The 26273-nt window shown below is 67.6% G+C and carries 23 protein-coding genes; 10 read left to right on the forward strand and 13 right to left on the reverse strand.

Annotation, left to right across the window (positions count from 1 at the left end; translation table 11 throughout):
* Positions 1-20: 20 nt before the first annotated feature.
* The 4 genes from HOP52_RS15295 to HOP52_RS15310 all read left to right on the forward strand — a co-directional run bounded on the left by HOP52_RS15295 (position 21) and on the right by HOP52_RS15310 (position 4355).
* Positions 21-551, forward strand: a complete 531-nt coding sequence (locus HOP52_RS15295) for a DUF1850 domain-containing protein (protein WP_238978272.1) — start codon at positions 21-23, stop codon at positions 549-551.
* An 18-nt stretch (positions 552-569) separates the two neighbouring features.
* The gene (locus HOP52_RS15300) at positions 570-2591 is read left to right on the forward strand and encodes a TRAP transporter permease (protein WP_238978273.1); all 2022 of its coding nucleotides are present in this window, start codon (positions 570-572) and stop codon (positions 2589-2591) included.
* Positions 2592-2698: 107 nt separating this feature from the next.
* Positions 2699-3205 carry a 5-(carboxyamino)imidazole ribonucleotide mutase gene (purE, locus tag HOP52_RS15305; RefSeq protein ID WP_238978274.1) on the forward strand — a complete coding sequence of 169 codons (507 nt, stop codon included), beginning with the start codon at positions 2699-2701 and terminating at the stop codon, positions 3203-3205.
* 37 nt (positions 3206-3242) lie between these two features.
* A complete protein-coding gene (locus HOP52_RS15310; protein ID WP_238978326.1) occupies positions 3243-4355 on the forward strand; it encodes a 5-(carboxyamino)imidazole ribonucleotide synthase in 1113 nt (370 codons plus the stop codon).
* A gap of 137 nt (positions 4356-4492) precedes the next feature.
* Here HOP52_RS15310 and HOP52_RS15315 read toward each other — a convergent pair whose 3' ends face one another.
* Together HOP52_RS15315 and HOP52_RS15320 are read right to left on the reverse strand one after the other, a co-directional pair.
* Positions 4493-5065: a DUF2231 domain-containing protein gene (locus HOP52_RS15315; protein WP_238978275.1), complete on the reverse strand. Its 573-nt coding sequence runs from the start codon at positions 5063-5065 to the stop codon at positions 4493-4495.
* Entirely contained in the window at positions 5062-6507 is a 1446-nt protein-coding gene (locus HOP52_RS15320; protein WP_238978276.1) for an ethylbenzene dehydrogenase-related protein, read from the reverse strand. The genes HOP52_RS15315 and HOP52_RS15320 overlap by 4 nt, the downstream gene beginning before the upstream one ends.
* Before the next feature lie 201 nt (positions 6508-6708).
* Here HOP52_RS15320 and HOP52_RS15325 point away from each other — a divergent pair, with 201 nt between their 5' ends.
* From HOP52_RS15325 to HOP52_RS15340, 4 genes are all read left to right on the forward strand, one after another.
* Positions 6709-8004 (forward strand): ferredoxin reductase family protein, encoded by a 1296-nt coding sequence (locus HOP52_RS15325; RefSeq protein WP_238978277.1) that lies wholly within the window; start codon positions 6709-6711, stop codon positions 8002-8004.
* Positions 8001-8822 (forward strand): cytochrome b5 domain-containing protein, encoded by an 822-nt coding sequence (locus HOP52_RS15330; protein ID WP_238978278.1) that lies wholly within the window; start codon positions 8001-8003, stop codon positions 8820-8822. Before HOP52_RS15325 ends, HOP52_RS15330 begins: the two co-directional genes overlap by 4 nt.
* Before the next feature lie 109 nt (positions 8823-8931).
* On the forward strand, positions 8932-11232 hold the full coding sequence (locus HOP52_RS15335) for a putative bifunctional diguanylate cyclase/phosphodiesterase (RefSeq protein WP_238978279.1): 2301 nt from the start codon (positions 8932-8934) through the stop codon (positions 11230-11232).
* Between the two features lie 61 nt (positions 11233-11293).
* Entirely contained in the window at positions 11294-12493 is a 1200-nt protein-coding gene (locus tag HOP52_RS15340; RefSeq protein ID WP_238978280.1) for a cation:proton antiporter, read from the forward strand.
* Here HOP52_RS15340 and HOP52_RS15345 read toward each other — a convergent pair.
* The gene (locus HOP52_RS15345; protein ID WP_238978281.1) at positions 12377-14686 is read right to left on the reverse strand and encodes a heavy metal translocating P-type ATPase; all 2310 of its coding nucleotides are present in this window, start codon (positions 14684-14686) and stop codon (positions 12377-12379) included. The two genes, HOP52_RS15340 and HOP52_RS15345, sit on opposite strands and share 117 nt — an antisense overlap.
* Positions 14687-14785: 99 nt before the next feature.
* On the opposite strand from HOP52_RS15345, the gene cadR reads away from it, so the two are divergent.
* Positions 14786-15256: a Cd(II)/Pb(II)-responsive transcriptional regulator gene (gene cadR, locus HOP52_RS15350; protein ID WP_459076825.1), complete on the forward strand. Its 471-nt coding sequence runs from the start codon at positions 14786-14788 to the stop codon at positions 15254-15256.
* An 18-nt stretch (positions 15257-15274) separates the two neighbouring features.
* Here the strand turns inward: cadR and iadA are convergent, their stop codons facing one another.
* From iadA to HOP52_RS15385, 7 genes are all read right to left on the reverse strand, one after another.
* The gene (gene iadA, locus HOP52_RS15355) at positions 15275-16423 is read right to left on the reverse strand and encodes a beta-aspartyl-peptidase (protein ID WP_238978282.1); all 1149 of its coding nucleotides are present in this window, start codon (positions 16421-16423) and stop codon (positions 15275-15277) included.
* A gap of 75 nt (positions 16424-16498) precedes the next feature.
* Positions 16499-17284, reverse strand: coding sequence for a transporter substrate-binding domain-containing protein (locus HOP52_RS15360; protein ID WP_238978283.1), 786 nt, complete (start codon positions 17282-17284; stop codon positions 16499-16501).
* A 379-nt stretch (positions 17285-17663) separates the two neighbouring features.
* A complete protein-coding gene (locus tag HOP52_RS15365; RefSeq protein ID WP_238978284.1) occupies positions 17664-18431 on the reverse strand; it encodes a transporter substrate-binding domain-containing protein in 768 nt (255 codons plus the stop codon).
* 130 nt (positions 18432-18561) lie between these two features.
* The gene (locus HOP52_RS15370) at positions 18562-19287 is read right to left on the reverse strand and encodes an ABC transporter permease (RefSeq protein ID WP_238978285.1); all 726 of its coding nucleotides are present in this window, start codon (positions 19285-19287) and stop codon (positions 18562-18564) included.
* Positions 19288-19289: 2 nt separating this feature from the next.
* Entirely contained in the window at positions 19290-19991 is a 702-nt protein-coding gene (locus HOP52_RS15375; RefSeq protein ID WP_238978286.1) for an ABC transporter permease, read from the reverse strand.
* Between the two features lie 12 nt (positions 19992-20003).
* A complete protein-coding gene (locus HOP52_RS15380) occupies positions 20004-20774 on the reverse strand; it encodes an ABC transporter ATP-binding protein (protein ID WP_238978287.1) in 771 nt (256 codons plus the stop codon).
* Positions 20775-21024: 250 nt separating this feature from the next.
* Entirely contained in the window at positions 21025-22011 is a 987-nt protein-coding gene (locus HOP52_RS15385) for a succinylglutamate desuccinylase (protein WP_238978288.1), read from the reverse strand.
* A gap of 222 nt (positions 22012-22233) precedes the next feature.
* On the opposite strand from HOP52_RS15385, the gene HOP52_RS15390 reads away from it, so the two are divergent.
* The gene (locus HOP52_RS15390) at positions 22234-23115 is read left to right on the forward strand and encodes a class I SAM-dependent methyltransferase (protein WP_238978289.1); all 882 of its coding nucleotides are present in this window, start codon (positions 22234-22236) and stop codon (positions 23113-23115) included.
* On the opposite strand, the gene HOP52_RS15395 is transcribed toward HOP52_RS15390, so the two are convergent.
* The 3 genes from HOP52_RS15395 to HOP52_RS15405 form a co-directional block, all read right to left on the reverse strand.
* A complete protein-coding gene (locus HOP52_RS15395) occupies positions 23106-23447 on the reverse strand; it encodes a hypothetical protein (protein ID WP_238978290.1) in 342 nt (113 codons plus the stop codon). The genes HOP52_RS15390 and HOP52_RS15395 overlap by 10 nt on opposite strands.
* Positions 23448-23461: 14 nt before the next feature.
* Entirely contained in the window at positions 23462-24853 is a 1392-nt protein-coding gene (locus HOP52_RS15400; protein WP_238978291.1) for an NAD(P)/FAD-dependent oxidoreductase, read from the reverse strand.
* A 229-nt stretch (positions 24854-25082) separates the two neighbouring features.
* Positions 25083-26153: a tartrate dehydrogenase gene (locus HOP52_RS15405; RefSeq protein ID WP_238978292.1), complete on the reverse strand. Its 1071-nt coding sequence runs from the start codon at positions 26151-26153 to the stop codon at positions 25083-25085.
* Positions 26154-26273 lie beyond the last annotated feature (120 nt).

A 26273-nucleotide genomic window follows, 5' to 3' on the forward strand; every position in this document is an offset into this window, starting at 1 on the left:
TGACTCACCGGGCACTCGTGATGCTTGCCGCCCATTGCCATCAGCGTCGCCGTGACGTCGCTGCGGCGACGCTGCACCTGATGGCAGGCTGTCTGCTGTGCCTGGCCGTCGGGTCGGCCGCGGCGTTGGCCGCCGACGCCCCGCCCGCTGATCGGCCGGCCTGGCTGGAAGTCCACCGCGATGACGGTCGTGTGATCGCATCGCTGCCTGTGGCCGAGGGCGAGGCCTGGTGCCTGGAGTGGAACCACTCGGTCACCGGCATTCGCGTGCAGGACTGCTATCGCAATCGCGCCGGTCAGATGGTCCTCGAGCGCAGCCACCAGCCCGACTTCGCCGCCGGACTCGGCCATGTGCCCGGGCGCGGTCGCCAGGTCTCCGACGGCGAGGGCGGCTACTGGATCGAGGACATCGACGAGCCGGTGCCCGACAATCGCTACCGGCTGCGGGTCGGCTCGCCCGAGGTCGATCACCGACTGCTTCACGATGGGCATCGGCTCAGCCTCAGCGACCAGGCGGCCGGTGAACGGGTGATCATCCAGCTGCGCCCCTGAACTCCCTGAGAGACGTGCATGAGCGAATCTGCCAAGCCTTCCGTCACCGTACCTGGTGGCAATGCCATCCAGCCCCGCCCGATCCTGTGGTTGATCACCCTGGTCGCGGTGGGGCTGTCGCTGTTTCAGCTCTACTCCGCCGGTATCCAGCCGCTGGGGCTCTTCTACCAGCGCAGCATCCACCTGATGCTGATCATGCTGCTGGCCTTCCTGATCTTTCCGGTGTTCGGCCCGAACCGTCGGCGCGGCGCGCTGGGCTGGCTTATCGACGCGGCCTTCTTCGCCGGGGCGCTGGTCACCGGCGGCTATCTGGTGCTCTACCTGGACGAGATCATCCGTCGCGCCGGCTTCTGGAGCCAGACCGATATCCTGGTCGGCTGCATCGCCGTGGTCACCGTGCTGGAAGCCAGCCGCCGGGCGGTGGGCCTGGGCATGACCCTCATTGGCGTCATCGCCATCCTCTACGCCTTCGCCGGTCCACGCGGCGAGCTGCCCTGGCTGGGGCAGTTCCTGCCCGGCATCCTCGAGCACCGCGGCTACAATATCGACCGCGTGGTCGGCCAACTCTACCTGGGCCAGGAGGGCATCTTCGGGCTGCCGCTGGGGGTGGCGGCCACGTTCATCTTCGTCTTCGTGCTGTTCGGTGCCTTCCTGGAGAGTACCGGCGCCGGCAAGTTCTTCATCGACCTGGCCTATGCCGCCACCGGTCGCCAGCGGGGCGGGCCGGCCAAGGCAGCGGTGCTCGCCTCCGCCGGCATGGGCTCGATCTCGGGCAGTGCCATCGCCAACGTGGTGACCACCGGTGCCTTTACCATCCCGCTGATGAAGCGCCTGGGCTACAAGCCCCACCAGGCCGGCGGCATCGAGGCGGCGGCCTCCACCGGCGGGCAGATCATGCCGCCGCTGATGGGCGCTGGCGCCTTTTTGATCGCCGAGTACACCGGGGTTCCCTATCTGGAGGTGGTCAAGGTCAGCATCCTGCCGGCAATCATGTATTTCGCCACCGTTTATCTGTTCGTGCACATCATCGCCCTCAAGCAGGGCATGCAGGGCATGGCGCGCTCGGAGCTGCCGCAGATGCGTCAGGTGATGCGCGACGGCTGGCACTTCCTGCTGCCGCTGGGGGTGCTGGTCTACCTGCTGGTGATGAACATGTCGCCGATGCGGGTGGGTTTCTATGCGGTGGTGACCATGGTCGTCGTGGCAGTGCTGCGCTATGCGATCTGGTTCCTGTTTATTGCGCCCCAGCAGGGCCAGCCGGTGACCCTGGCCAGCGTCTGGCGGGTGGTGCAGGCCGGTCTGCTCAAGCTGGTCGAGGGCCTGGAACTCGGCGCCCGCAACGCAGTGGCCGTCTCCATGGCCTGCGCGGTGGCCGGCATCATCGTCGGCATCGTCGGCCTGACCGGCCTGGGGCTCAAGTTCTCGGCCATGATGATGGCGTTTTCCGGCGGCAATATCGTGCTGGCGCTGCTGATGGTGCTGCTGGCCAGCCTGGTGCTGGGCATGGGCCTGCCGGTGACCGCCAGCTACATTGTGCTGATCGTGCTGGTGGGCCCGGCGCTGACCGCCGAGTTCGGCATCCCGCTGCTGATCGCCCACCTGGTGGTGTTCTGGTACTCCCAGGACTCCAACGTGACGCCACCGATCGCCCTGGCCGGCTTTGCCGGGGCGGCCATCGCCGGCAGCAAGCCCATGGAGACGGGTTTCCAGGCCTGGAAGTTCGCCAAGGGGCTCTACCTGATCCCGATGTTCATGGTCTTCAATCCCGAGATCATCGTCGGCGGGCCCTGGCCGGTGGTGATCTGGAACGGGGTGATCGCGATCCTGGCGCTGGGCGCCTTCGCCGCGGCGTTGGAAGGTTACCTGTTCACGCGCATGTCGTGGCTGCCGAGGCTGGCCATCGTGCCGGCCATCGTGGCGGTGTTCTACCCGGACCTGCGTCTCGAGGTGAGCGGGGTGGTGGTGATGGCCCTGGCCATCGGCGGCAACTGGCTGGCCAGCCGACGGGAGGCGGCAGAGGCGAGGTTGGGCTCGCGGTGACGACGACTGGCTGTCGTGGCCTGCCCGGCTGGTCAAGGTGACGGCGCCTGCGGGCGCCGTTAGAATACTTGCCCTTCGCTTTTCCGCACCTTTTTCGGGAGCCGTCTATGCAGTCCGAACAGTCGCCGAAGGTTGGCGTGATCATGGGATCGAAGTCCGACTGGCCGGTCATGGAGCATGCCGTGGCGATGCTCGAGCGCCTGGGCGTACCCTGCGAGACCCGGGTGGTCTCCGCCCACCGCACCCCCGACCTGCTGTTCGACTATGCCAAGTCCGCCGCCGAGCGCGGCCTTTCGGTGATCGTGGCCGGGGCCGGCGGCGCGGCCCATCTGCCAGGCATGGTGGCCTCCCAGACCGCGCTGCCGGTGCTCGGCGTGCCGGTGGAGTCCAAGGCCCTCAAGGGGCTCGACTCGCTGCTCTCCATTGTGCAGATGCCCGGCGGCATCGCCGTGGGGACGCTCGCTATCGGCAAGGCCGGGGCCACCAACGCCGGACTGTTGGCCGCCCAGATCGTCGGCTTGCAGGACGCCAAGGTGCGGGCGGCGGTGGAGGCCTTCCGTGCCGAGCAGACCCAGGCGGTGCTCGACAATCCCGATCCCCGTCCCCAGCCCTGATAGAGAGACGAGTGAGGAGTAGGTCGTGGAAAAACCCCTGAATATCGGCGTCCTCGGCGCCGGCCAGCTCGGCCGCATGCTGGCGCTGGCCGGCTATCCGCTGGCCAACCGCTTCACCTTCCTCGATACCACCGGCCATCCCAGCGCCGGCATCGGTGATGTCATGGTGTATACCGACCAGCATCATCTCGAGGACTTTCTGGCTGGCGTCGACCTGGTCACCTACGAGTTCGAGCACCTGCCGGTGTCGCTGGTCCGTGCCATCGAGGAGATCAAGCCGGTCTATCCCTCCAGCGAGGCGATCCGCATCTGTCAGAATCGCGCCGAGGAGAAGGCGCTGTTCGATCGGCTGGGCATTCCCACCCCGGCCTACCGCCTGGTGGAGCACGCCGACGAGCTCGAGGCGGCGGCCCGCGAGCTGGGCTGCCCGGTGGTGGCCAAGTCGGTCACCGAGGGCTACGACGGCAAGGGCCAGGCGGTGATCCGCGACCCCGCCGAGGCGGCGGATGCGTGGCGTGCGATCAACCACCCGAAGCTGATCGTCGAGTCCTTTGTGGACTTCGTGCGGGAGGTGTCGATCATCGCCGTGCGCGGCCGCGACGGTGAGGTGGCCTTCTACCCCATGGCCGAGAACCAGCACGTGGACGGCATCCTGCGCTACTCCATCGCGCCCTTGCCCGACCTGGACGAGAGCGTGCAGCAGACCGCCGACGGCTATATTCGTGCGCTGCTCGATGAACTCGACTACGTGGGGGTGCTGACCCTGGAGCTCTTCCAGTGCGCCGACGGCAGCCTGCTGGCCAACGAGATGGCGCCCCGGGTACACAACTCCGGCCACTGGAGCATGGACGGGGCGGTGACCAGTCAGTTCGAGAACCACCTGCGCGCCATCCAGGGGCTGCCGCTGGGCGACACCGCCGCCCGCCTGCCCACCTGCATGGTCAACGTGATCGGCCGCGAGGGCGACCCGGCGGCCATCCTTGCCCTCGATGACGCCCACCTGCACCGCTACGACAAGAGCGAGCGCCCCGGGCGCAAGCTGGCCCATGTCAACCTGCTGGCGCCGACCCACGCCGAACTGCTGGAGAAGGTACGCGCCTGCGCGGCCCTGCTGCCCGACGCCCCGGCGCCGCGCTTCAGCTTCGAGTAGTCGGCATTTCCCCGCTACGCAGAAGGCCCCGCCATGCGGGGCCTTCTGCGTTCAGGGAATGGAGAGGGCGATAGAGGGCGTCCATAATGGCAAGGACCCCGTTTGGGGCCCTTGATGGTAGCGACTCGCTTGAGTGTTTATCGGAGCGTAGCCCTGCTTGCCCCCAAGCGGCCTGATGCACGGTACCCGAGGTAGCCGCATCCCAGGCCCACCAGCACCAAGAGCAGCAGCACCCAGTAGGGTGTGTAATAGGTGGTATAGACCTCCCATCCCATCAGGCCGAGCACCGCAGAGAAAGCCGTGGTGGCGCCCACCAGGTGGCCACCGAGGGTGCCGGCGGAGGCGAACATCAATGCCCCGGTCAGTGCCAGGATTACCAGAGCCCAGCGCCGGGCGCCATCGAAGGCAGCGTCGCCGGCCCGCCATACCAGCACGGTGAGCATGGTAAAGACACCCAGCGACCAGAAGGCCATCAGGATATGGTTGCGCGCCAGGGGGCTAGCCAGGTTGGCCGCCATGGGCCAGATCAAGAAGCCGATGACCAGGGTCGCCAGGGCGCCCAGCAGGCTCAGCACCAGCACCGGCAGCAGGGCGGCGCGGCTGAGTTCGGCCAGGCGGCCGGGCAGCAGAGCGCCGACCAGAATCATCAGGGTCGCGAGTGCCCAGAACCCGATCGGGAAGTGGGAAAGCATGGCGTGAGTGCCGGTCATGAGCGATCTCCTTGGCGAATCGGACGGAAGGCGGGCAGCAGCGCCAGGGTCACGCCGAACATGGCGATCAGGCCGGCGACCAGGGTCAGCCACCACCGGGTCGTGATGGCGTCGTTGAACTCCATTTCCACGCCGTAGAGGGCCAGCTGCTTCTCGCTGTGCCGCGGACGAACCGGCTCCCCGGCAGCGATGTTGTCGGCGCCGGCATGGGCATCGCTGATCAGCAGTGGCCAGTTGACCTGGCCCGGGTAGAAGAGCGTGATCTCGGTCCAGTCACCGGACCAGTCGGGCTCACTGCCGTTGAGGCGCTGGGCCTGGATGTCGGCGTCGCGACCGAAACCCAGCGAGTAGGGATGGGAGACATAGTGCCAGCGGCTGCCGGTGGCATCGCGATGGACGGCGATACCGAGTTCGTAGCGCCCCTGTTCGCGAAAGGCCTTGTCATCCAGTGGGCTGCCAGTATCCATGGCGCGCACCAGGGTCACGTCCCAATGACCATCGGCCCAGCGGCCCTGGCCATGCACCCGGATATCGCCCCGGGAGCCGCTCGGCTCGCGCAGCAGACGGCGAGGAATGACATCGCCGTTCTGCCAGTCGTGGTCGGGGTCGAATTCGATGGCAAAGTCCTCGGCCAGGTAGTAGAGGCCGTCGAAGTCGTAGTGATTCGCGGCGATGTCCTCCCAGCGCAGGCTTCGCTGGCCCACCGCCTCGGGGTCGAGCATCCAGCGGGGTTGACCCCTATCGCCGTCCCAGTTGGTGGTAAAGGGTCCCGTTCCGCCGTCACCGAAGCGATACTCCCCGACCCACTGGTCGTCGGCAACGTCGATCGGGTTGGAGCGTCCCGCACGCCAGTGCCACAGGTCGAGGAAGTAGCCGGCCTCGCGCTGGGCACTTAGCAGGTCCTCATTCACTACGCTGCGCCAGTCATTCTGGTCCGTTCGGGTGGCCGGTAGATGTTTGCGGATATCGCTGCGGCCCAGGGTCTCGCCGAGGTGAGGGTGAGCACTCACCTCCTCTGCACTGGCCACATCAGGAAAGTAACGCATGCCGCTGCCAACGGTGATGTAGCCGCCATAGCGGCCGAATGCGGGAACGCTGCCATCGTCCACCAGCATGGTGACCCGATCCTCGTAGGCGTTGTCCGGATCCGGCCCGATGGGCGAGGCGCCATGACGATGCCAGACGCCATCCTCGTAGCGCAGCATGTCATGGTAGACATAGGCCTGTTCGGCGGGCCAACGATAGCGGAAGAAGACCTCGTCATCGTTGTAGGCCACCTGGATCTGCAGCAGCATGACCAACTCGTCGGGAATATGGATGTTGCGGTCATGGTCATTCTCGATCACGCCGCTGCCTTGGGTTGCCCAGGTCAGCGCCAGCGCGGCAGGGAGTGCAAGCGCCAGCCAGGGCGAAACCCCGTTGCCCATCTTGTTGGTAGCCATGGAGGTGCCTCGGTCTATGGATATGGTTTGTTGTCGTTATGGGTATCGACGTCAGGAAGACCTTTCCGAATTTCAGTGTGGTTGAGTCGCTGCATGACGCCTTGACTTGGGTCATCCTGCGAGGAGTTAGCGCCAGACAGGGTTGCGTAGACAAAATTGTCAGCAAGACTGAGATCGAGACCATTCCTGGTGGAGCCCTGCATGCCTCTGCGACCTCGCTACGGTGACCTGTTGCTGATTGTCCTCCTCCTTCTGCCGCTGGTGGTGGCGCTCCCGCGCCTGGGCGGCCTCGGCGGGCCGCCCGAGCTTTGGCTGACCTGGGTCGGGCGGGTGACCGGCATCCTGGGGCTGGCCATGATGCTGCTGGCGGCGGCGGTGAGTATCCGCCTGCCGGGCACGGATCGCTGGTTCGGGGGGCTGGCGCGGCTCTGGCGGCTTCACCACTGGCTGGGCTTCGGGGCCTTTATCCTGGTAATGGTGCACGCCCTGGCGCTGGGGCTGGCGGCGGTGCCGACCTCCCTGGAGGCGGCGGTGGCAACCCTCTTCCCACCGCCTGCCCAGGGCGCGATCTGGCTGGGCTGGCTGGCCTGGCTGGCCATGGTGATCTTCCTGGCACCCACTTTCGACTTCTTCGGCCAGCCCCACTACCAGCGCTGGAAACGCCTGCACCTGGTGTCGGCGGCGGCGCTGCTGCTGGGGCTCTGGCATGCCTTCCTGCTGGCCGGGGAGACGGCGCTGTGGTGGCTGCTGGGCATCGCCGGGCTCGGCGCCATCGTCTGGCGTAAGCTGGTATCGCCGCGGGTGTCGCGACATCCCTACCGTGTCGAGGCGGTGGAGCCGCTGGCCCGCGGCGTGGTGGAGCTGGTGCTGCGCCCCGAGGGGGACGGCATCCGTTATGAGACGGGGCAGTTCGTCTACCTCACGCCGCTGGATGAGCGGCTTGCCGCCGGCCGCGGCGAGGAGCACCCCTATACCATCGCCTCGGCGCCGTCGGATTCGCGCCTGCGCATCGGCATCAAGGACCTGGGGGACGCCAGCCACGCCCTGCAGACGGTAACCCCCGGATCACGGGTGCTGATCGAAGGCCCCTATGGGGAGTTCTTCGGGCGCCGCTTCCCGGAGCGCGACATGCTCTGGCTGGGCGGGGGCATCGGTATCACCCCCTTCGTCGGTGGTGCCCGTGGCCTGGCCTCCGGGGCGAGTGCCGAGGGGCATGTCCATCTGTTCTATCTCGCCAACGGGCCGGATCGTGCCTACTATCAAGAGGAGCTCGAGCGAATTGCCGAGGCCGAGGCGGCGTTCGCCTTCACGCAGCACTACTCGAGGGAGCGGGGGCGGCTGGATGAGGCCTTCCTGCGCGAACACTGCCCCGACTTCACCGAGCGGGAGATCTATGTCTGCGGTCCTCCCGCCATGAACGCCTACCTGCAGCGGCTGCTGGCCGGGCAGGGGATTCCCGCGTCACGCATCCATAGCGAGGTCTTCGATTTCCTATGACGATACAAAAAATTGCCTACTCCGTCTTCGTCGCCTTCATGGCGAGCCTCTTCACCCTGGTCTCAGTGAACGCGCTCTCGAGCAGCGATCCAGACGATGCCGCCGATGACGACCTGGACCCCATCACGCTCGAGGAGCTGGCCGAGCATGACGGCGCCGAGAGCTGCTGGAAGGCCATTCACGGCCGGGTCTACGACGTTACCGACTACGTGCCGGATCATCCCACCGAGGAGGATGTGGTCCTCGAATGGTGCGGCCGGGAGGCCACCGAAGGCTGGGACAACAAGCGCCCTGGGGTCCCCCACAGCCCGCGGGCCGAGGGCTTGCTCGAGGCGTACCTGATCGGGCGCCTGGTGGATGAGGAGGGCGAGCCGGTCGAGGCTGCCACCGAGGACACCGACACCGTCGCGGAGCGCCTCTCGCCCGCCGAGGACGAGCGCCTGCACCGGGCGATGCTGGGCCTGCCGCTGGATGGGCGCTATCGCGGGGTCTTCATCGACCGCGGGGTGATTCAGGTCAATATCACCTTCGACCTCGAGGATGGGCACTTCACCGGGCTGGCCTATCGCCACCTGGCCTATCGCGACGACGACTACCTGGCCATGGAAGAGGGGGATGACCTGTATCCGGTGCTGGTGCAGTACCGCCAGATCCTCGAGCGCCTGGAGGGTCAGCCGGTGACCGCCATCTTCGCCCTCTACGAGCCCGAGCGGGTGGTGGACGACGTGGACGGCTACACGGGCGCGACGCTGCGCGGGGCCAAGGTGATCTCGGCGATCCGCGATGCCTTGAACCGCGGGGTCTACGCCTGGCCCTGATGACCTGAGTCAAGGCTTGGTCAGGCTGCGTTGAGGGGCCGGCCTCGCCAAGCCGGGCGGCATGCGGTAAAGATAGCACCACACTGACAAAGCCAGACTAAGGCTCGGCATGCCGCCACTTTCCGCTTCACCACTCCGTCGACAGCTCAGCCATGAGCAGGTGCGCCTGCTCTACGAGCGGCTCTGGCAGCCGGTGCTGACCAGCGTGCTGGCGGCCCTGCTGCTGGTGGCCGCCATGTGGTCGGTGATGCCGGCGGGGCCGCTGATCGGCTGGCTGGCGGCGCTGTTGGCGGTGTCCGGACTGCGCTTGTGGCTGGCCCGATACTATCAGGCGCTGCCTTGCCGCCAGCGTCGACGCCGCCGCTGGCTGTGCCGATTCGCCCTGGGGGCCGGGCTCGCCGGGGGGATCTGGGGGCTGGCGGGGGTGATGATGTTCACCATGGAACATCACGGCCAACTCGTGGCGCTGACCATCGTGCTGGCGGGCGTCTCGGCCGGCGGGGTGATGACCCTCGCCGCGGTTCCCTGGGTGGCGCCGCTGTTCGTGCTGCCGGTGCTGCTGCCACTGCTGGGGCAGTTTCTGGTGCAGGGCACGCCCATGGCCTGGCTGCTCTCGGCCCTGGTGCTGCTGTTCCTGGGGCTGTTGCTGGTGACCGGGCAGCGGCTGAGCCGCATCATCGGCGATAACATTGCTCTGCGCCTGGCGGTGACCACCCGCGAACGGCAGCTGCGCGACAGCGAGACCCGCTACCGCACCATCTACCAGCATACGCCGCTGGGCGTGATGCACTTCGATCGACACGGTGAGGTTCAGGACTGCAACGACAAGTGCCTGGAGATTCTCGGCACCCGTCGGCGGCGGCTGGTGGGATTCAACCTGCTGCGCCATGCCCCTGACGAGCGGGTGGCGGCCGCGGTGCGCGACGCCCTGGACAAGGGCGTCGGCTACTTCGAAGGTGACTATCGAGCGGTCAACAGCACCAAACAGACGCCGCTGCGGGCCTTCTACAATGCGCTGCGCAGCGAGAACGGCGAGGTGGTCGGCGGGGTGGCGATCATCGAGGACTTCAGCGAGCGCAAGCGGGCCGAGGCGATCATTCATCGCCAGGCCTACTACGATGCCCTGACCGAGCTGCCCAATCGACGCCTGCTGATCGAGACCCTGGAGGCAACCCTTGCCCAGCGCCATGAGGATGGTTGCCAGGGGCTGGTGATGTTTCTCGACCTCGACCGCTTCAAGATGATCAACGACTCCCTGGGGCATGCGGTGGGCGACGAGCTGCTGCGACAGGTCAGCCAGCGGCTGCAGGCGAGCCTGGGGGAGGGGAACCTGGCGGCCCGCCTCAGCGGCGATGAGTTCGTGGTGCTGGTGCCGGCCCTGGCCGAGTCCGACGAAATCGACCTGGCCGCGGTGGAGCGCCGTGTCGCCGAGCTGCTCGCCGAGCTGCGCCGGCCCTATGACCTGGAGGGGCAGCGCATCAGCGTCACCCCCAGCATCGGCTACACCCTCTTCCCCTTTGCCGATGAGACGGTGGGCGATGTGCTGCGCCACGCCGATACCGCCATGTATCAGGCCAAGGCGCGCGGTCGGGCTCGCATCTGCTGCTACGAGCCGGCCATGCAGGAGCAGGTCGCCTGGCGGCTGGAGATGGAGCAGTCGCTGCGCCGTGCCCTAGCGGCGGGCGAGCTGACCATGTATTTCCAGCCCCAGGTGAACGGGTGCGGCGAGATTCTCGCCGCCGAGGCGCTGATGCGCTGGCGCCACCCCGAGCAGGGCTTCATCTCGCCGGAAGTGTTCATCGCCATCGCCGAGGAGAGCGATCTCATCGTCGAGTTGGAGACCTGGATGCTCGACGGCTGCTGCGCGCTGCTAGGTCGGCTGCCCGCCGCGGCGCTGCCGAAGCTGTCGGTCAATATCAGCGTGCGTCATTTCGTCCAGTCGGACATCGTGGCGACCGTGGCAGCTGCGCTCGAGGCCCACGGCGTCGAGCCGGGCCGCCTGACCGTCGAGCTTACCGAGAGCATCCTGATCGACAGCCTGGAGGAGGCCGTGGAGCGCATGCAGGCGCTCAAGCGCCTGGGTGTGCGCCTTGCCCTGGACGACTTCGGCACCGGCTTCTCGTCGCTGATGTACCTCAAGCGCCTGCCGCTGGACGAGCTGAAGATCGACCGCAGCTTCGTCGGCGAGCTGGACAGCGACCCCAACGACGCCGCCATCGTCGAGACGGTGCTGGTCATGGTCCAGCACCTGGGCCTGGCAGTGGTGGCGGAAGGGGTCGAGAACACCGCCCAGCTGGCGTTTCTCGAGGCCCGCGGCTGTCGCCATTTCCAGGGCTTCCTGTTCCACCGGCCGATGGCCGAGGCCGACTTCCGGCGCCTGCTCGCAGCGGACGACGCCTGCCTGCAGTGAGCGGCCGCCTCGCCCCGGCTGAGCGCTGTACTTCATGATGCGGGCTCGCTAAGGTCAGTGGATGACCGCAAGCGAACCCTGGCAGTGGCCGACGGCCGAGCTCAGCGCCGCGACGGCCAACCTGATTCTGCTGGGCGTGATCCTCAGCGTCAGCATCTTCGTCGATGCGCTGGCCCGGCGCCTTGGCCTGCCGCGCATTTCGCTGCTGGTGCTGGTCGGGGTGGCGCTGGCGACGGTACAGCAGCTGGTACTGGGCCACGACGGAAGCGCGCCGCTGGGTGCGCTCAGCGAGCCGCTGATTCACCTGGCTCTGGTGCTGGTGTCCTTCCTGTTGGGGGGTGAGCTGACCCTGACGCGCCTGCGGCGCCACGGCTGGCTGCTGGTGGGTATCTCGCTGGTCATCGTGATGAGCGGCGCGCTGCTGGTGGGGGTCGGGCTGCTGCTGCTGGGCTTCCCGCTGGTGGTGGCAGTCAGCCTGGCGGCGATTTCGGTGGCCACCGAGCCGGCGGAGATCACCGAGGAGGTGCATGCCCGCGGCGATACCCGGCTGCGGGCCCGGCTGCTGATGGGCATGGTCGCCATCGACGATGCCTGGGGCATCCTGCTGTTTGGGGTGGCCGTGGCGCTGCTTGGCTGGCAGCTCACCGGCGAGGGCGGCCTGGCCCTGGCCCATGCCGGCTGGGAGCTGGGCGGAGCGCTGCTGCTGGGGACCGCCATCGGCCTGCCGGCGGCCTGGTTGACCGGCCGTCTGCGGCCGGGTGAGCCCACCCAGGTGGAGGCGCTGGCGCTGATCCTGCTGCTTACCGGGCTCTCGGTATGGCTCCAGGTCTCGGGACTGCTGGCGGCGATGTTCGCCGGGGCCCTGGTGGCCAACCTCTCCACCCACCACACCCGCTCGTTTCGCGAGATCGAGCACATCGAATGGCCCTTCCTGGTGTTCTTCTTCGTGCTCTCCGGCGCCAGCGTCGACCTGGGCTATCTGGGCAGCGCGCTGTGGCTGACGCTGGCCTATATCGCCCTGCGTCTGGCCGGGCGCTATCTGGGCGGCGTGCTCGGCGTTCACCTGGCGGGGCGGCAGGAGGCGCTGCCCCGCGACATCGGCCTGGCGCTGACCCCCCAGGCCGGTATCGCCATGGGCATGGCGCTACTGGTGGTCGAGCGGTTTCCCGAGCATGGCACCCTGCTGCTCTCGGCGGTGGTGGCCTCCACCGTGGTCTTCGAGCTGACCGGCCCCTTCCTGATTCGCCGCGTGCTGCGCTGAACCGGCCCGCCCTGGCACGCTGCGCAACAGGCGCAGGCCGTTGGCCACCACGATCAGGCTGGCGCCCATGTCGGCGAATACCGCCATCCACAGGGTGGCATGGCCGGTGAAGGCCAGCACCATGAACACCGCCTTGAGGCCCAGGGCCAGCGCGATGTTCTGCATCAGCACCGCGCGGGTGGCGCGGGAGAGGTCCAGGAAGGTGACCAGCCGGCGCGGGTCGTCGTCCATCAGCGCCACGTCGGCGGTCTCGATGGCGGCGTCGCTGCCCAGGGCGCCCATGGCGAAGCCGATGTCGGCGCGGGCCAGGGCCGGGGCATCATTGATGCCGTCGCCCACCATGCCGGTGGGGCCTTCGGCAACGCAGGCCTCGATGATCGCTAGCTTCTCCCCCGGCAGCAGGGCGCCATGGGCCTCGTCGATGCCGGCTCGACCGGCCACCGCGGCGACGCTGTCCGGGTGGTCGCCGCTAAGCACCAGGGTGCGGATGCCACGCCGGTGAAGCGCCTCAATGGCCTCGCGGCTCTCCTCGCGCAGCGGGTCGGCCACGGCGAACAGCGCCAGGGGGTGCTCCTCCTCGCCGAGGAGCACCAGGGTCTCGCCGCGTTTCCGGTGCTCTGCGAGTCGGGCCCGCAGGGGCGGGATGGCCGCGCCGAATTCCTCGGCCAGGCGTAGGTTGCCCAGCCAGACCCGGCGCCCCTCCCAGGTGGCGATGACGCCACGGCCGGGACGCTCCTCTACCGCCGCGACCGCCAGCGAGTCGATGCCCTCCGCCTCGGCCGCCCGGGCCAGCGCCGCGGAGACCGGGTGGCCGGAGCGCGCCGCGAGCCCGGCGGCCAGGGCGCGCAGCCGTTGCCTTGCGGCGCTGTCCAGGGTGTCGTCGATCGCGTCCCAGTGGCACTGGGAGGGTTCACCCCGGGTGAGCGTACCGGTCTTGTCGAAGGCCAGGGTGCGCAGCCGGTGTCCCTGTTCGAGGAAGCTGCCACCCTTGACCAGGATCCCGGCCCGGGCGGCGGCGGAGAGCCCGCTGACGATGGTCACCGGGGTGGAGATCACCAGGGCACAGGGGCAGGCGATCACCAGCAGCACCAGGGCACGGTAGATGCCCTCGAGCCAGCCGACCCCGAACAGCCAGGGCCAGGCGAGGCCCACCAGCACGGCGATGGTGAAGACCGCCGGGGTGTAGATGGCCGCGAAGCGGTCGATAAAGCGCTGGGTCGGTGCGCGGCTGGCCTGAGCCTGTTCCACGGCGTGGATGATGCGCGCCAGGGTGGTATCGGCGGCGACGCGGGAGGTGCGAAAGAGGAACTCGCGGCCCTGATTGATGCTGCCGGCGTATACCGTGCCCCCCGGCGCCTTGTCCACCGGCAGGCTTTCGCCGGTGATCGGCGACTCGTCGAGGATCGGATGGCCTTCGACGATGCTGCCGTCCAGTGCCAGGCGCTCGCCGGGGCGCACCCGTACCAGGCTGTCGATGACGACGGAGCTGGCCGGTACGCTGCGAAAACGGCCGTCGGGCTGGCGCACGCTGGCGCTTTCCGGCGCCAGCGTGAGCAGTTTGCGGATGGCATCGCGTGCCCGACCCAGGGAGCGTGCCTCGATGCGCTCGGCCAGGGTGAACAGTACCAGTACCATGGCGGCCTCGGCCCACTGGCCGATCAGCAGCGCACCGGTCACCGCCACGCTCATCAGGGCGTTGATGTTAAGGGTGCGATGGCGCAGGGCGATGAAGCCCTTTTTCCAGGTGGGTAGGCCGACCAGGGCGATGGCCGCCAGGGCCAGCACGGCGGGCAGCCAGGGCGTGCCCAGCGCGATCCAGTCGCTGACCTCCGCGACCAGGGCGATCACCGCGGCGCCGCCGAGCTTCCACCAGTTCTCGCGGGTGCTGGGCGCCTCGCTGCGCCGGGCCGGGTCGAGGGGTTCCGGGGTCATGCCGGTGGCGGCGATACGCCGGCGTATCTGCTCCTCGTCGGCATCGCGGTGGTGGACCGTCAGCACCCGACCGATCAGGTCGAAGTTCAGCGCTTCTACCCCGGGCGTGCCGGCCAGGGCGCGGCGCAGCAGCGCCTCTTCGGTGGGGCAGTCCATGGCCTCGATGCGCAGCCGCAGGGCACGAGCGCCCGGGGGCGGTGCCTCGCTGGCCGGGCGAGAAGCGTGGGTCTTGGCGCTGTCGCCGCAGCAGGAATCGCGCATGGGGAACTCCCTCTCATCCATGGGGTATCCTGAATGACACACCCTGTAGTCGCTACAGGGTCAAGCCCTATCGTCACGCCCTGTCCGGGAGGGAACGCCATGAGAGCTGCTGCCATGAAGATCGGCGAGCTGGCCAGCCTGACGGGCTGCCCGGTGGAAACCATCCGCTACTACGAGCGAGAGGGGCTGCTGCCCGAGCCTGCCCGCAGCGCATCCAACTACCGGCTCTATGCCGGGTCCCATGCCGAGCGGCTGCGCTTTATCCGCCACTGTCGCACCCTCGATATGACGCTGGATGAGATCCGCACCCTGCTCGACTATCACGACCATCCGCGCCAGCCCTGCAACGCGGTCAACGGCCTGATTGACGAGCACCTGGCCCATGTGGAGGCGCGTATCGAGCAGCTTCAGGCGCTACGCGGGGCCCTGGTTGCCTTGCGTTCGCGCTGCAGCGGTGAGGCCGATTCCAGCCAGTGCGGTATTCTCTCGGCCCTGGCCCAGCCGGCCGCAGAGGAGATCACCGCGCACCGGGAGTCGAGCCATGTGCCGGGACCGCATGGCAGTCACTGAACGGGGCAGCGGCGTCGTTCAGCCGTGTCGATACACCCGGCGCCCCAGCGCCCAGACCTGGTCGATGGCCCAGCCCGTATCGGCCAACACCAGCAGATCGGCGTCGCAGCCGGGTGCCAGGCGCCCCTTGTGGGGCAGCTTGAGGGCCTCGGCGGCGTGGCCGCTGGCCATGCCGATGGCGCGCTCCAGGGGAATGCCGTGGTCGTGGACGCACTGACCGAGCGCCGCGAACAGGCTCGACAGCCGCCCCGGCTCGAGGCCCACGAAGCGGCGCGCCTCGTCGAACTGGGGCAGCGAGGCATTGGCATCCGAGGAGAGGGTGATCCGCGACGGCTCGACCCGGGCATGCAGGGCGCGGGCCACCGCCTCGGCCGCGGGGACCTCGCCGTCGGCCAGCAGCGCCGGGGTGGTGCTGGTGGTGAAGTCGATGCGTCCGCCCTCCCGGGCGAAGCGCAGCCCGTCCTCGAACAGCGCGGGGGTGCGGTTGATATGGGTGGGCATGAACTGGGCCAGGGGGATGGCGCTGGAGCGGGCCGCCTCGCGCAGCGGCTCCAGGTGCGAGGGAGCATCGCCGGTGTGGATGAAGACGATGCCCGACTTGCCGGCCAGCATGCCGGCGGTGCGGGCCTCGGCGGCGAGGCGGGCCAGCTCGCTCGCCGTAGGCTGGGAGCCGCGATGGTCGCTGATCGCCACCTCGCCGAGGCCGATGAATTCGGGAATGAAGACGATATCGCTGCCCACCGAGCCGGTGAGGGTCACCGGTGGCAGCTGGTAGGAGCCGGTGTAGCAGTAGGTGGTGAGTCCGCCGGCGGCCAGCTCGCGGGCCTTGCCCAGCAGGTTGGCCGGGGTGCGGGTCAGCGCATCGGTGCCCAGGGCGCCGACCAGGGTGGTGACCCCCGAGGCCAGGGCCTCTTCCAGGGCCAGCTCCGCGGTGCGGGTGCCGAAGCCGCCCTCGCCGCCGCCGCCGACGAAGTGCACCAGGGGGTCGACCAGACCGGGGATCACGCGCTGACCCGCCAGGTCGATCGCCTCGATCCCCGGCCCGCTGGCGGGCAGTGGCTCGCCGTCGGCTACCACGGCGGCGATGCGCCGATCGGCGATCAGCAGGTGGCAGAGCCCCAGGGGCTCGGGGGCGTAGAGGCGGGCGTTCTTGAGCAGGGTGAGCATGATGGCGTCCGGTTGCGGGTGAAGAGAAGCCAGCGCCGGTGATAGCCGGCGCTGGCGTTCGCTGAGAGCCCTCTGTCAGAGCTTGATATCGTAGTTGAAGTAGCGCTCCATGATCGCGTCGTAGGTGCCGTCCTCCTTTAGGGCGGCCAGCGCCTCGTTGAAGCGCTCGGCGAGGTCGCGGTCGCGGGGACGGAAGGCCACGCCCACCCCCTGGCCGAAGATGTGCTCGGGCTGATTGATGAAGTCGCTGACGCGCTGGAAGCGGGAGTCCTCGGCCTCGAGATCCATGCGCGACTCCGCCACCGGGGCGTCGAGGAAGGTCAGGTCGAGACGCTCGGCGCGCAGATCGTTGAGCACGTCGTCGCCGCTGGTATAGCGGCGGATCTCCACCAGGTCGCCGTACAGCTCGGAGACATAGTTGTCCTGCAGGGTGGCGCGCTGCACGCCCACCACCAGGCCTTCGAGGCTGTCGCGATCGGAGATGTCGACCTCTCGGCCCTGCAGGCTGAACCAGGCGCTGGGGGTGGTGTAGTAGGGCTCGGAGAACAGCACCCGCTGGGCGCGCTCCTCGGTGATCGCCATGGACGACATGATGCCGTCGTAGTTGCGTGCCAGCAGGCCGGGGATGATGCCGTCCCAGTCCTGCTCGACCCAGACGCAGGTGGCTTCGAGATAGTCGCAGACGGCTTCGCCCAGCTCGATCTCGAAGCCGGTGAGCTCGCCGTCTGGCTGGCGGTACATGAAGGGCTCGTAGGGCAGGTCGATGCCGAGACGGATCTCGGAGTAGTCGCGGGCCTGGGCGCTGCCGGCGGCGAGGCCGGCGGTCAGGGTGGCGGCGAGCAGCAGGGTCATGTGACGCATGAGACTTCCTCCCGGGAAGGTGTTGTTGTGACGCGGGGTTTCGGCCACGAGGTGGCACGGGAACGGACTTGTCGAGTGGTGAAGCAGCGACCGGGGTCGCACAGGGTTACCGCCGGTCAGACGGCGTCATGGAAACAGGGCACGGGCGTGCCATGGCTGCCGGGGTGGCTGCCGGGGAAGGCTATTCGTCGAACCATTCGCTGAGGTAGAAGCTGTCGAAGTAACAGCGATAGGCCTCGCGCGATGTTCGGTGTCGGGGGGAGCAATCGATCATGGACGCTGTCCCGATGCGATGGAGACGGTTTGACTTTCCACAAGGGTAGCGGCGCTGTCAATCCCTCCCCCGGCGGCCGGGGGAGGGGATCACACGGCGGCTGTCTTACTCCTCGCCGAAGTAGCGCTCGAAGATCTCGTCGTAGGTACCGTCTTCCTTGAGCGTGGCGAGTGCCTCGTTGAAGCGCTCGGCAAGGGCGGTGTCGCGCTGGCGGAAGGCGATGCCGAAGCCTTCACCGAAGTACTCCTCGGGCTCGGTGACCATCTCGCCGACCACCTGGAACTGACCCTCGCGGGCGTCGAGCAGGGTGACCTGGCCGACGATGAACTCCAGGAAGACGAGGTCCAGGCGCTGGGCCTGCAGGTCCAACACCATGTCGTCGGCGGTGGAGTAGCGGCTGATGCTGGCGACGCCGCCGTAGTTGTCGGTGACGTAGCTGTCGAAGGTGGTGCCACGCTGCACGCCGATGCTCTTGTCGGCCAGGGTCTCCTCGTTGATCACTTCGATCTCGCTGCCGGCGGGGGCGAACCAGGCGCCAGGGATGGTGATGTAGGGATCGGAGAAGAGCACGGTCTGGCGACGCTCTTCGTTGATGGTCATCGAGGACATGATGGCGTCGTAGTTGCGCGCCAGCAGGCCGGGGACGATGCCGTCCCACTCCTGCTCGATCCACTCGCAGGTGACGCCCATCTCGGCGCACAGGGCGTTGCCCAGCTCGATGTCAAAGCCGGTCAGCTCGCCATCGGCGTCCCGGTACTCCATCGGCTCGTAGGGCACGTCGACGCCGAAGCGTACGTGGTCATAGTCGCGGGCCTGGGCGGTGCCGGCGACCAGCGCCACGCCGAGGATCGATACGGTCAGCAGTGTTTTCATGGTTGGTTTCCCTTTTGTAGTCGTTCGTCCACCGATTGGGTGACGTCGCGCCAGAATTTAGCGCAGCTGCGCCGGGCTCGAAAGCCCTCGGGCGCGGTTTTTCCAACGCCTGTTTGACGCTGACGCCCCCTCAGCTCTGGGGCCTGAGGTGCGCCAGCAGTCGCTTCTCCAGGTAGCGGAAGAAGAAGAGGATGGTGAAGGTAAGACAGAGATAGATCACCGCCACGAAGATAAAGGCCTCGAAGGGGGCATAGAAGCGTGCATAGACGAAGCGTGCCGCCCCGGTGAGGTCCATCAAGGTGACCACGCTGGCAATCGCACTGGCATGCAGCATGAAGATCACCTCGTTGCCGTAGGCCGGCAGGGCGCGGCGAAAGGCGCTGGGCAGGATGATGCGCCGCATCATCAGCGCTTGGGACATGCCGTAGGCGCGGGCCGCCTCGATCTCGCCTTTGGGGGTCGCCTTGATGGCGCCGCGGAAGATTTCGGTGGTGTAGGCCGCCGTGTTCAGGGTGAAGGCGATCAGCGCCGGGTAGAAGGCCTCGCGCAGCAGCGGCCACAGGAAGGTCTCCTGAATGCCGTCGAAGAACACCACCCCGTAGTAGATGATGTAGAGCTGGATCAGTAGCGGAGTGCCGCGAAACACATAGGTGTAGGCGTAGATCGGCAGGCTGATCCAGCGGCGGCCCGAGCTGCGCCCTATGGCCAGCGGTACCGCCAGCACCAGACCGATCAGCAGGGAGACGAAGACCAGTTGGACGGTGACGACCAGGCCATCCCAGTAGTAGCCCAGCGTCTGGGGCGTAAAGATCAGGTTGCCATCCAGCAGTTCATGGAACCAGGCGAGAATTTCCATGGTCAATGCTCCCCGAAGCCGACGTTGTAGCGCTTCTGCAGCCGCGCGAAGATCCACTCCGACAGCGAGGCGATCAGCAGATAGATCAGTGCCACCGGGATCAGGAAGGTGAAGGGCTCATGGGTGGCGCGGGAGGCCTCCGCGGCGACCCGCACCATGTCGGTGAGGCCGATGATCGAGACCAGCGCGGTGGTCTTGAGCAGCACCATCCAGTTGTTGGAGAGTCCGGGCAGGGCGTGGCGCATCATTAGCGGGAAGCGGATGCGACGAAACACCAGCCAGGGACTCATGCCGTAGGCCTTGCCGGCCTCGATCTGCCCGTGGTCAACGGCCATGAAGGCGCCGCGGAAGGTCTCGCCCATGTAGGCGCCGAAGATAAAGCCGATGGTCAGCACCCCGGCGGCGAAGGCGTTGAGATTGACGTACCAGTCCACGCCGAAGCGGTCGTAGAGGGCGTCGGTGACGACGTTGAGCGCCATCTGGCCGCCGAAGAACAGCAGCATCATCAGCACCAGGTCCGGCACGCCGCGGATCAGGGTGGTGTAGAGCGTGGCGATCTTGTGCAGCAGCCAGCTGCGCGACATCTTGGCGCTGGCGGTCAGCAGCCCCAGCACGATGGCGAGTGCCAGCGACAGAATCGCCAGCTGGAGGGTAACGCCGGCGCCTTCGAGCAGCCGCGGGCCGTAGCCGTGTAGGTCGAGCATGATGGAGCCTCCTCAGTACTTCGGCGCCAGAAACTGCTGGAGACGCGGCGACTGGGGGTTGGCCAGCACGTCCTGGGGCGGGCCGGCCTCTTCCACCAGGCCCTGGTGCAGGTAGATCACCTCGCTGGACACATCCCGGGCGAAGCTCATCTCGTGGGTCACCACCACCATGGTGCGGCCTTCGTCGGCCAGGCCATGCATGACCTTCAAGACATCGCCGACCAGCTCCGGGTCGAGCGCCGAGGTGGGCTCGTCGAACAGCATCACCTCGGGGTCCATGGCCAGCGCCCGGGCGATGGCGCCGCGCTGCTGCTGGCCGCCGGACATCTGCGCCGGGTAGGCGTCGGCCCGGGCGGTGAGGCCGACCCGCTCGAGCAGTGCCCGGGCGTGCTCGATGGCCTCCTTCTTCGGCTTGCCGAGCACGTGCACCGGCGCTTCGATGATGTTCTCGAGCAGGGTCATGTGGGCCCAGAGATTGAAGCTCTGGAAGACCATGGAGAGCTTGGCGCGCATGCGCACCACCTGCTTCCAGTCGGCGGGCTCGCGGCCGTAGCGGGTCTGCTTGAAGCGGATCTCCTCGCCGTGAACGATCAGGTCGCCTTCGTCCGGCTGTTCGAGCAGGTTCATGCAGCGCAGGAAGGTGCTCTTGCCGGAGCCGGAGGCGCCGATCAGAGTGATCACGTCACCCTTGCGGGCGGTCAGCGAGAGGCCCTTGAGGACTTCGGTGTCGCCGAAGCGTTTTTTGATGTTGCGCACCTCGAGTGGAATCGGGGTATCGGCCATGGGTGGGGCTCCAGGGTCGGGGCGTATCGCCAATCGCGGCGACGGGCCGGTCAAGCGGGCTGGCACGAAAAGGAGGCGATTCTAACAGGCCCGAGGCTTTTCGACAGACTGGTTCGCCGCTGGTGCCATTCGACCTTGGTCGTAATTGTTGTGGTGTCTGAGCATGAGATTTCTCCGGATTGTTGTTGTTGATTCGAATATTTCACTATGGATTGACGCCTGAGCAGCGAGAGCGGCTCGATGGCGAGGGTCAGTCCGGGGGCGCGCTGGGGGTGACCAGCAGCGCCGCCCGAGCGCCGATTTCCACCTGGGCATTGGGAAAGACCACCCGCAGGGGCGACTCGCCGACCGTGAAGGGGCCGGCGGTGGCGTCCTCGGCGAGACGCGTGCCGGGGGCGAACTCGGTAAAGTTGGGCGTGTGGTCGGGAAAGCAGAGCGTGAAGTCGTGGTCCTTGCGAATCAGCTCGTGGGCGACGCGGAAGTAGACCATGCGGGCCGGGTCATCCTCGGCCGGTGCACGGCCCTCGAGCAGTGCACTCAGCAGCCGGCCCATGGGGGCCAGCGCCGCCAGGTCGTTGTGGCCGAAGGGCAGCGCCCGGCCCAGCTCCAGGGTGAAGGCCTGGGCGGCGTGATAGTGCTTGGCGTAGTGGGAGAAGGTCCAGCTGTGCTGGTGCTGATGCAGCACCGCCTGGAGATCGGCAGCGGCCAGCCAGCGCCACTGTTCGGGCTGGGTGGGAGTCTCGGCGAAGGGGTCGACCACGAAACGCGGATAGCGGCTGTCGCGGATCGCCGTATGCAGGTCGTAGTGCAGGCGTGAGAGACCGGCGTGACGGGCGAAGAAGGCGTCCACGCTGACCATCAGCTTGCGCGCCCGGTCGGGCTCCATGCCGCGCTCGCCGAGATCACGGCGAAACAGGCGGTTGAGATTGGTGGTAATGAAGCGTTGTCCCTGACGGATGGCCTCCAGGTTGCCGAGGATGACCAGAGTGGGGGCGCCGAGCCGTATCAGGCCTGCCTCGAGCCGGGCCAGGCAGTCGCCGAGCAGCTCGATGGGGGCGGTTTCGTTGCCGTGAATGCCCGCCGACAGCACGCAGGCACGGGCCGAGTCGCCCGGGCGGTCGGGGATGAGTTCGAGAATCCCGGGCCCGTGAATCGTGAAGCGTCCGCCGTGAACGCGCCCACTGCGCTCGGCGCTGGTGCGCCCGTCCAGGCTGAGGTCGATCCATTCCGCCAGCATGGTCACTGTCCTGATCCGTTGAGAAGACCCCGCCACCTTCCGGCGCCGCGACCTTTCCGGCAAGCCCCCCGGTCGGGCTGGTGAAAGCGCGGGTGCGATAGTGAAATTCGTGTGGGGAATCCGGCTGGCATGACCTTTGGCCAATGGGGATGGGGCGAGCCGGGGGCTAAGCTGGCAGCTCCAATCATCGGCATCAGCCGCACTGACGGCGAGGAGCCCGGTATGCTAAGCGGTCCGCCTGACAGCGCACTCGACCACGTCCGCCATCTCAATGACCACTATGATGCCCTTGCCGCCGGGGCTGGGGAAAGCCTGATGGCGCGGCTGCGATCAGCCTTCCGGGAGGCGGGCTGCGACCCGGACCGCCTCACCCTGGACGAGATCGCCGGCATCGACCAGCTGCACCTGGGGGGGCGAGCGGCCAGCCGCTCGCTGGCGGCGCTGGGGGAGCTGCGTCCGGGGGAGCGGGTGCTGGACGTGGGCTGCGGCACCGGCGGGGCCAGCCGGTTGCTGGCCGACGAGTTCGGCTGCGAGGCGACCGGCGTGGACATCACCGCCGCCTTCGTGGCGGTGGCCGAGTGGCTCAGCGCCGCCACCGGCCTGGCGGCTCGTACCCGCTTTCTGTGTGCCGATGCCGGCCAGACGCCGCTGCCGGATGCCAGCGTGGACGTCATCTGGTGCCAGCATGCGCTGATGAACATGCCGCATGTGCCGCGGGTGCTGGCCGAGTGGCGACGCCTGCTGGTGCCCGGGGGACGGGTGCTGCTCCACGAGGTGGTGGCCGGCGACAACCGCGAGCCGCTGGCGCTGCCGGTGCCTTGGGCGCGCAGCCAGGCCACCAGCCACCTGCGCCACCGCCAGCAGCTCGAGCGCACCCTGGCCCTGGCCGGCTTCGAAGCACAGGCGCTGCAGGATGTGACCGACGCGGCGCTGGCCTGGCGGCAGAAGCACAGCCGCCGCGAGGCGGGCGCCGAACCGTCCCTGCGGCTGCCGGGGCCGGCTTTGATCTTCGGCGACGACTTCCCGGCCATGGGGCGCAACCTGCGCGACAACCTGGCCGCTGGCAGGGTGCGTATCCTGGAAGGGGTTTGGCGTCAGGCCTGACGCTGGCCGCGTACCAGGTAGCTGAGCGGATGCAGCACCAGCCAGGCGGCGATGGCCAGGCCGATGATGGCGCCGATCATCGCCACCCAGTCGGCGGCGGTGGCCACATAGGCGAGCCGAGAGTTGGTGAAGGGGGGAATCCACCAGAGACCCGAAAGGCCCGCGGCCAGGGCGGCCAGGTTGGCGCCCAGGCAGCGATAGTGGAGCGTGCGGTAGCCGCGCAGCCGGGCCATCAGTTGGACGACCACCAGCAGGCCCACCCCGGCCACGATCGACCACAGGAAGGGGGCCAGGGCGTACATCAGAATGGTCAGTGTACCTTGAATCGTCATTTCGTCCGGTCTCCTCAGGCCTGGCCTTCCAGCACGGCATAGTAGGCCGGCTGCAGCATGCGATCCTTCATCACCCAGGCGACCCAGGACTCGTCACGGGGATCGATAAACGGGAAGGAGGGCAGGAAATCCAGGTTGTTATCGTAACCGAACTCCACCAGCAGCGCCTTGCCGATGCCGGTGATCATCGGACAGGAGGTGTAGCCGTTGTGGCGGGCCGGTAGCGGCTGTTCCTGCATCTGAGCCAGCAGATTGGCCTCTACCACCGGGGCCTGGGCCTTGACGCTGGCGGCGGTCTTGTTGATGGGGGCGCCGATCACATCGCCGATGCCGAACACCTCCGGATAGCGGTTGTGCTGCATGGTGTGGATGTCGACATCCAGCCACTCGCCGCGGAAGGGACCCTCGCGGGCGATCAGGTCGCTCTCGCGGACGAAATCCGGCGCGCTCATGGGTGGCACCACGTGGATGAAGTCGTAGTCGGCGATCACCGTGCGCTCGCCCTCCTGGGAGAACTCCGCCTCACGCAGTTCATGGTGGGAGGTGAATTCACTGTCCGGGCCGACGAAGGCGAACTCCGCCTGACGCGCGCCGGGGTCGATGGCGGTGAGCCGGTAGTGGTGGCGGCGATTGACGCCCTGGTCATCGAAGCGCTGTTTGACGAAGTCGTTGACCCAGGGCTGGCTGAAGAGCGCATCGCCCGGGGCCATGAAATCGACCTGGAAGTCGTCGCGATGGCCGGTATCTTCCAGACGGGAGAGCGTCGTAAAGGTCATCTTCAGCGGGGCCCCGGCGCACTTCACCGGGGTGGGCGCGGCGGTGAAGAGGCCCTTGCCGCCGCCGGTAGCGATCCAGGCGTCGATAGCGTCGCGGGTGCGGGTGGCGCCTTCGATACTGGCGTAGACGCTGCCGATGCCATGGCTACCGACCAGGTCCGGCGACATGCCGTCGATCAAGTGGTAGTTGAGCTGCAGGCCGGTGGCCACCACCAGGTAGTCGTACTCCAGCACGCTGGCATCGGCCAGCGAGACGCGGCGCTGCTCGGCATCGATGCCCACGGCGGGCTGGCGTACCCAGTCTACACCGGCTGGGACGAAGTTGGCGTTGGGGCGCATGGTCTTGTCGGGGTTCCAGACGCCGGAGGCCACCAGGGTCCAGCCTGGCTGATAGTGGTGAATCTCGCGGGGCTCGACCAGGGAGATTCGCGCGCCGTCGAGGCGGCGGGAGAGCCGGTTGGCCATGGCCATGCCGGCGGCGCCGCCGCCGAGGATGACGATGCGGGCGTTGGTGGACAGCGTGCTGGCCTGGAGGCTGCCCAAGGGCAGCAGGCCGGCGGCACCGGCGCCCAGTCCCATTTTCAGGAGCTGGCGCCGATCCAGGCGGGGTGGTTCGAGGGGAGGGGGCATGACAGGACTCCTGGATATCGGGTCAGGCGGTCATTGTTATATCCTTATAACTCTTGGTCTATATTTATAACCGAGTCTTCACACTACTGTCTCTTCATCCTTGGTGTGCGGCAATATGACGCAGGCTATGAAAAAGGCTGTCACCAGCTGCTCTCCCGAGGTCGGTTACTCTGACGCAGACGGCCACCGCCATCGGGCGGTGGCCGTCGTGTGGCAGGCAAGAGGGGAATCAGCCGATTCGCTTGGCGATGGCCCGGCCGAGCGTCTCGGTGCTGCCGTTACCGCCCACGTCCGGGGTGAGCACGCTCTTGTCTCCCTCGGCCAGCACCGCCTCGAAGGCATCAACGATCGCCTGGGCGGCCTCGGGCTGCCCCAGGTGGTCGAGCATCATCGCCGCCGACCAGATCTGGCCGATGGGGTTGGCGATGCCCTTGCCGGCGATGTCCGGGGCGCTGCCGTGGACCGGCTCGAAGAGGCTCGGGAAGCTGCCGTCGGGGTTGATGTTGGCCGAGGGCGCCACGCCGATGGTGCCGGTGCAGGCCGGGCCCAGGTCGGAGAGGATGTCGCCGAACAGGTTGCTGGCCACCACCACGTCGAACCAGTCGGGGTGCATCACGAAGTTGGCGGTGAGGATATCGATATGGAACTGGTCCACGGCGACGTCGGGATAGTTCGCCCCCATCGCCTTCACCCGCTCATCCCACCAGGGCATGGTGATGGCGATGCCGTTGGACTTGGTGGCCGAGGTGAGCTTCTTTCGCGGCCGTGACTGGGCCAGTTCATAGGCGAACTTCAGCACCCGGTCGACGCCGTGGCGGCTCATCACCGTCTCCTGGATCACCACCTCACGGTCGGTGCCCTCGAACATCTTGCCGCCGACGCTGGAGTACTCGCCCTCGGTGTTCTCGCGCACCACGTAGAAGTCGATATCGCCCGGCTTTCTATCCGCCAGGGGGCTCTTGATGCCCGGCAGCAGCTTGCAGGGGCGCAGGTTGACGTACTGGTCGAAGCGGCGGCGGAACTGCAGCAGCGAGCCCCACAGCGAGATGTGGTCGGGCACGGTGTCGGGCCAGCCCACGGCGCCGTAGAAGATCGCATCGACGTCCTTGAGCTGTTCGAACCAGTCGTCAGGCAGCATCTGGCCGTGCTCGGCGTAGTAGTCGCAGCAGGCGAAGTCGAAATGCTCGAGTGTGAGATCGATGCCGAAGCGGGCGGCGGCGGCCTCCAGGGCGCGCAGGCCCTCGGGCATCACCTCCTTGCCGATGCCGTCTCCGGGAATCACCGCGATACGCTGGGTCATGGGGGTCTCCTGTGATCGAGAGGCTGGCCGTGGTTCGGCCGATAGCGCTCTTAGTCTAGCCGTTGGCGTGATCAAGATAATTGGGTCAAATGGCAAGATATTATTGAGTGAAAGTGGAGA

The sequence above is a fragment of the Billgrantia campisalis genome, from assembly GCF_022341425.1.
GTDB lineage: Bacteria > Pseudomonadota > Gammaproteobacteria > Pseudomonadales > Halomonadaceae > Halomonas > Halomonas campisalis.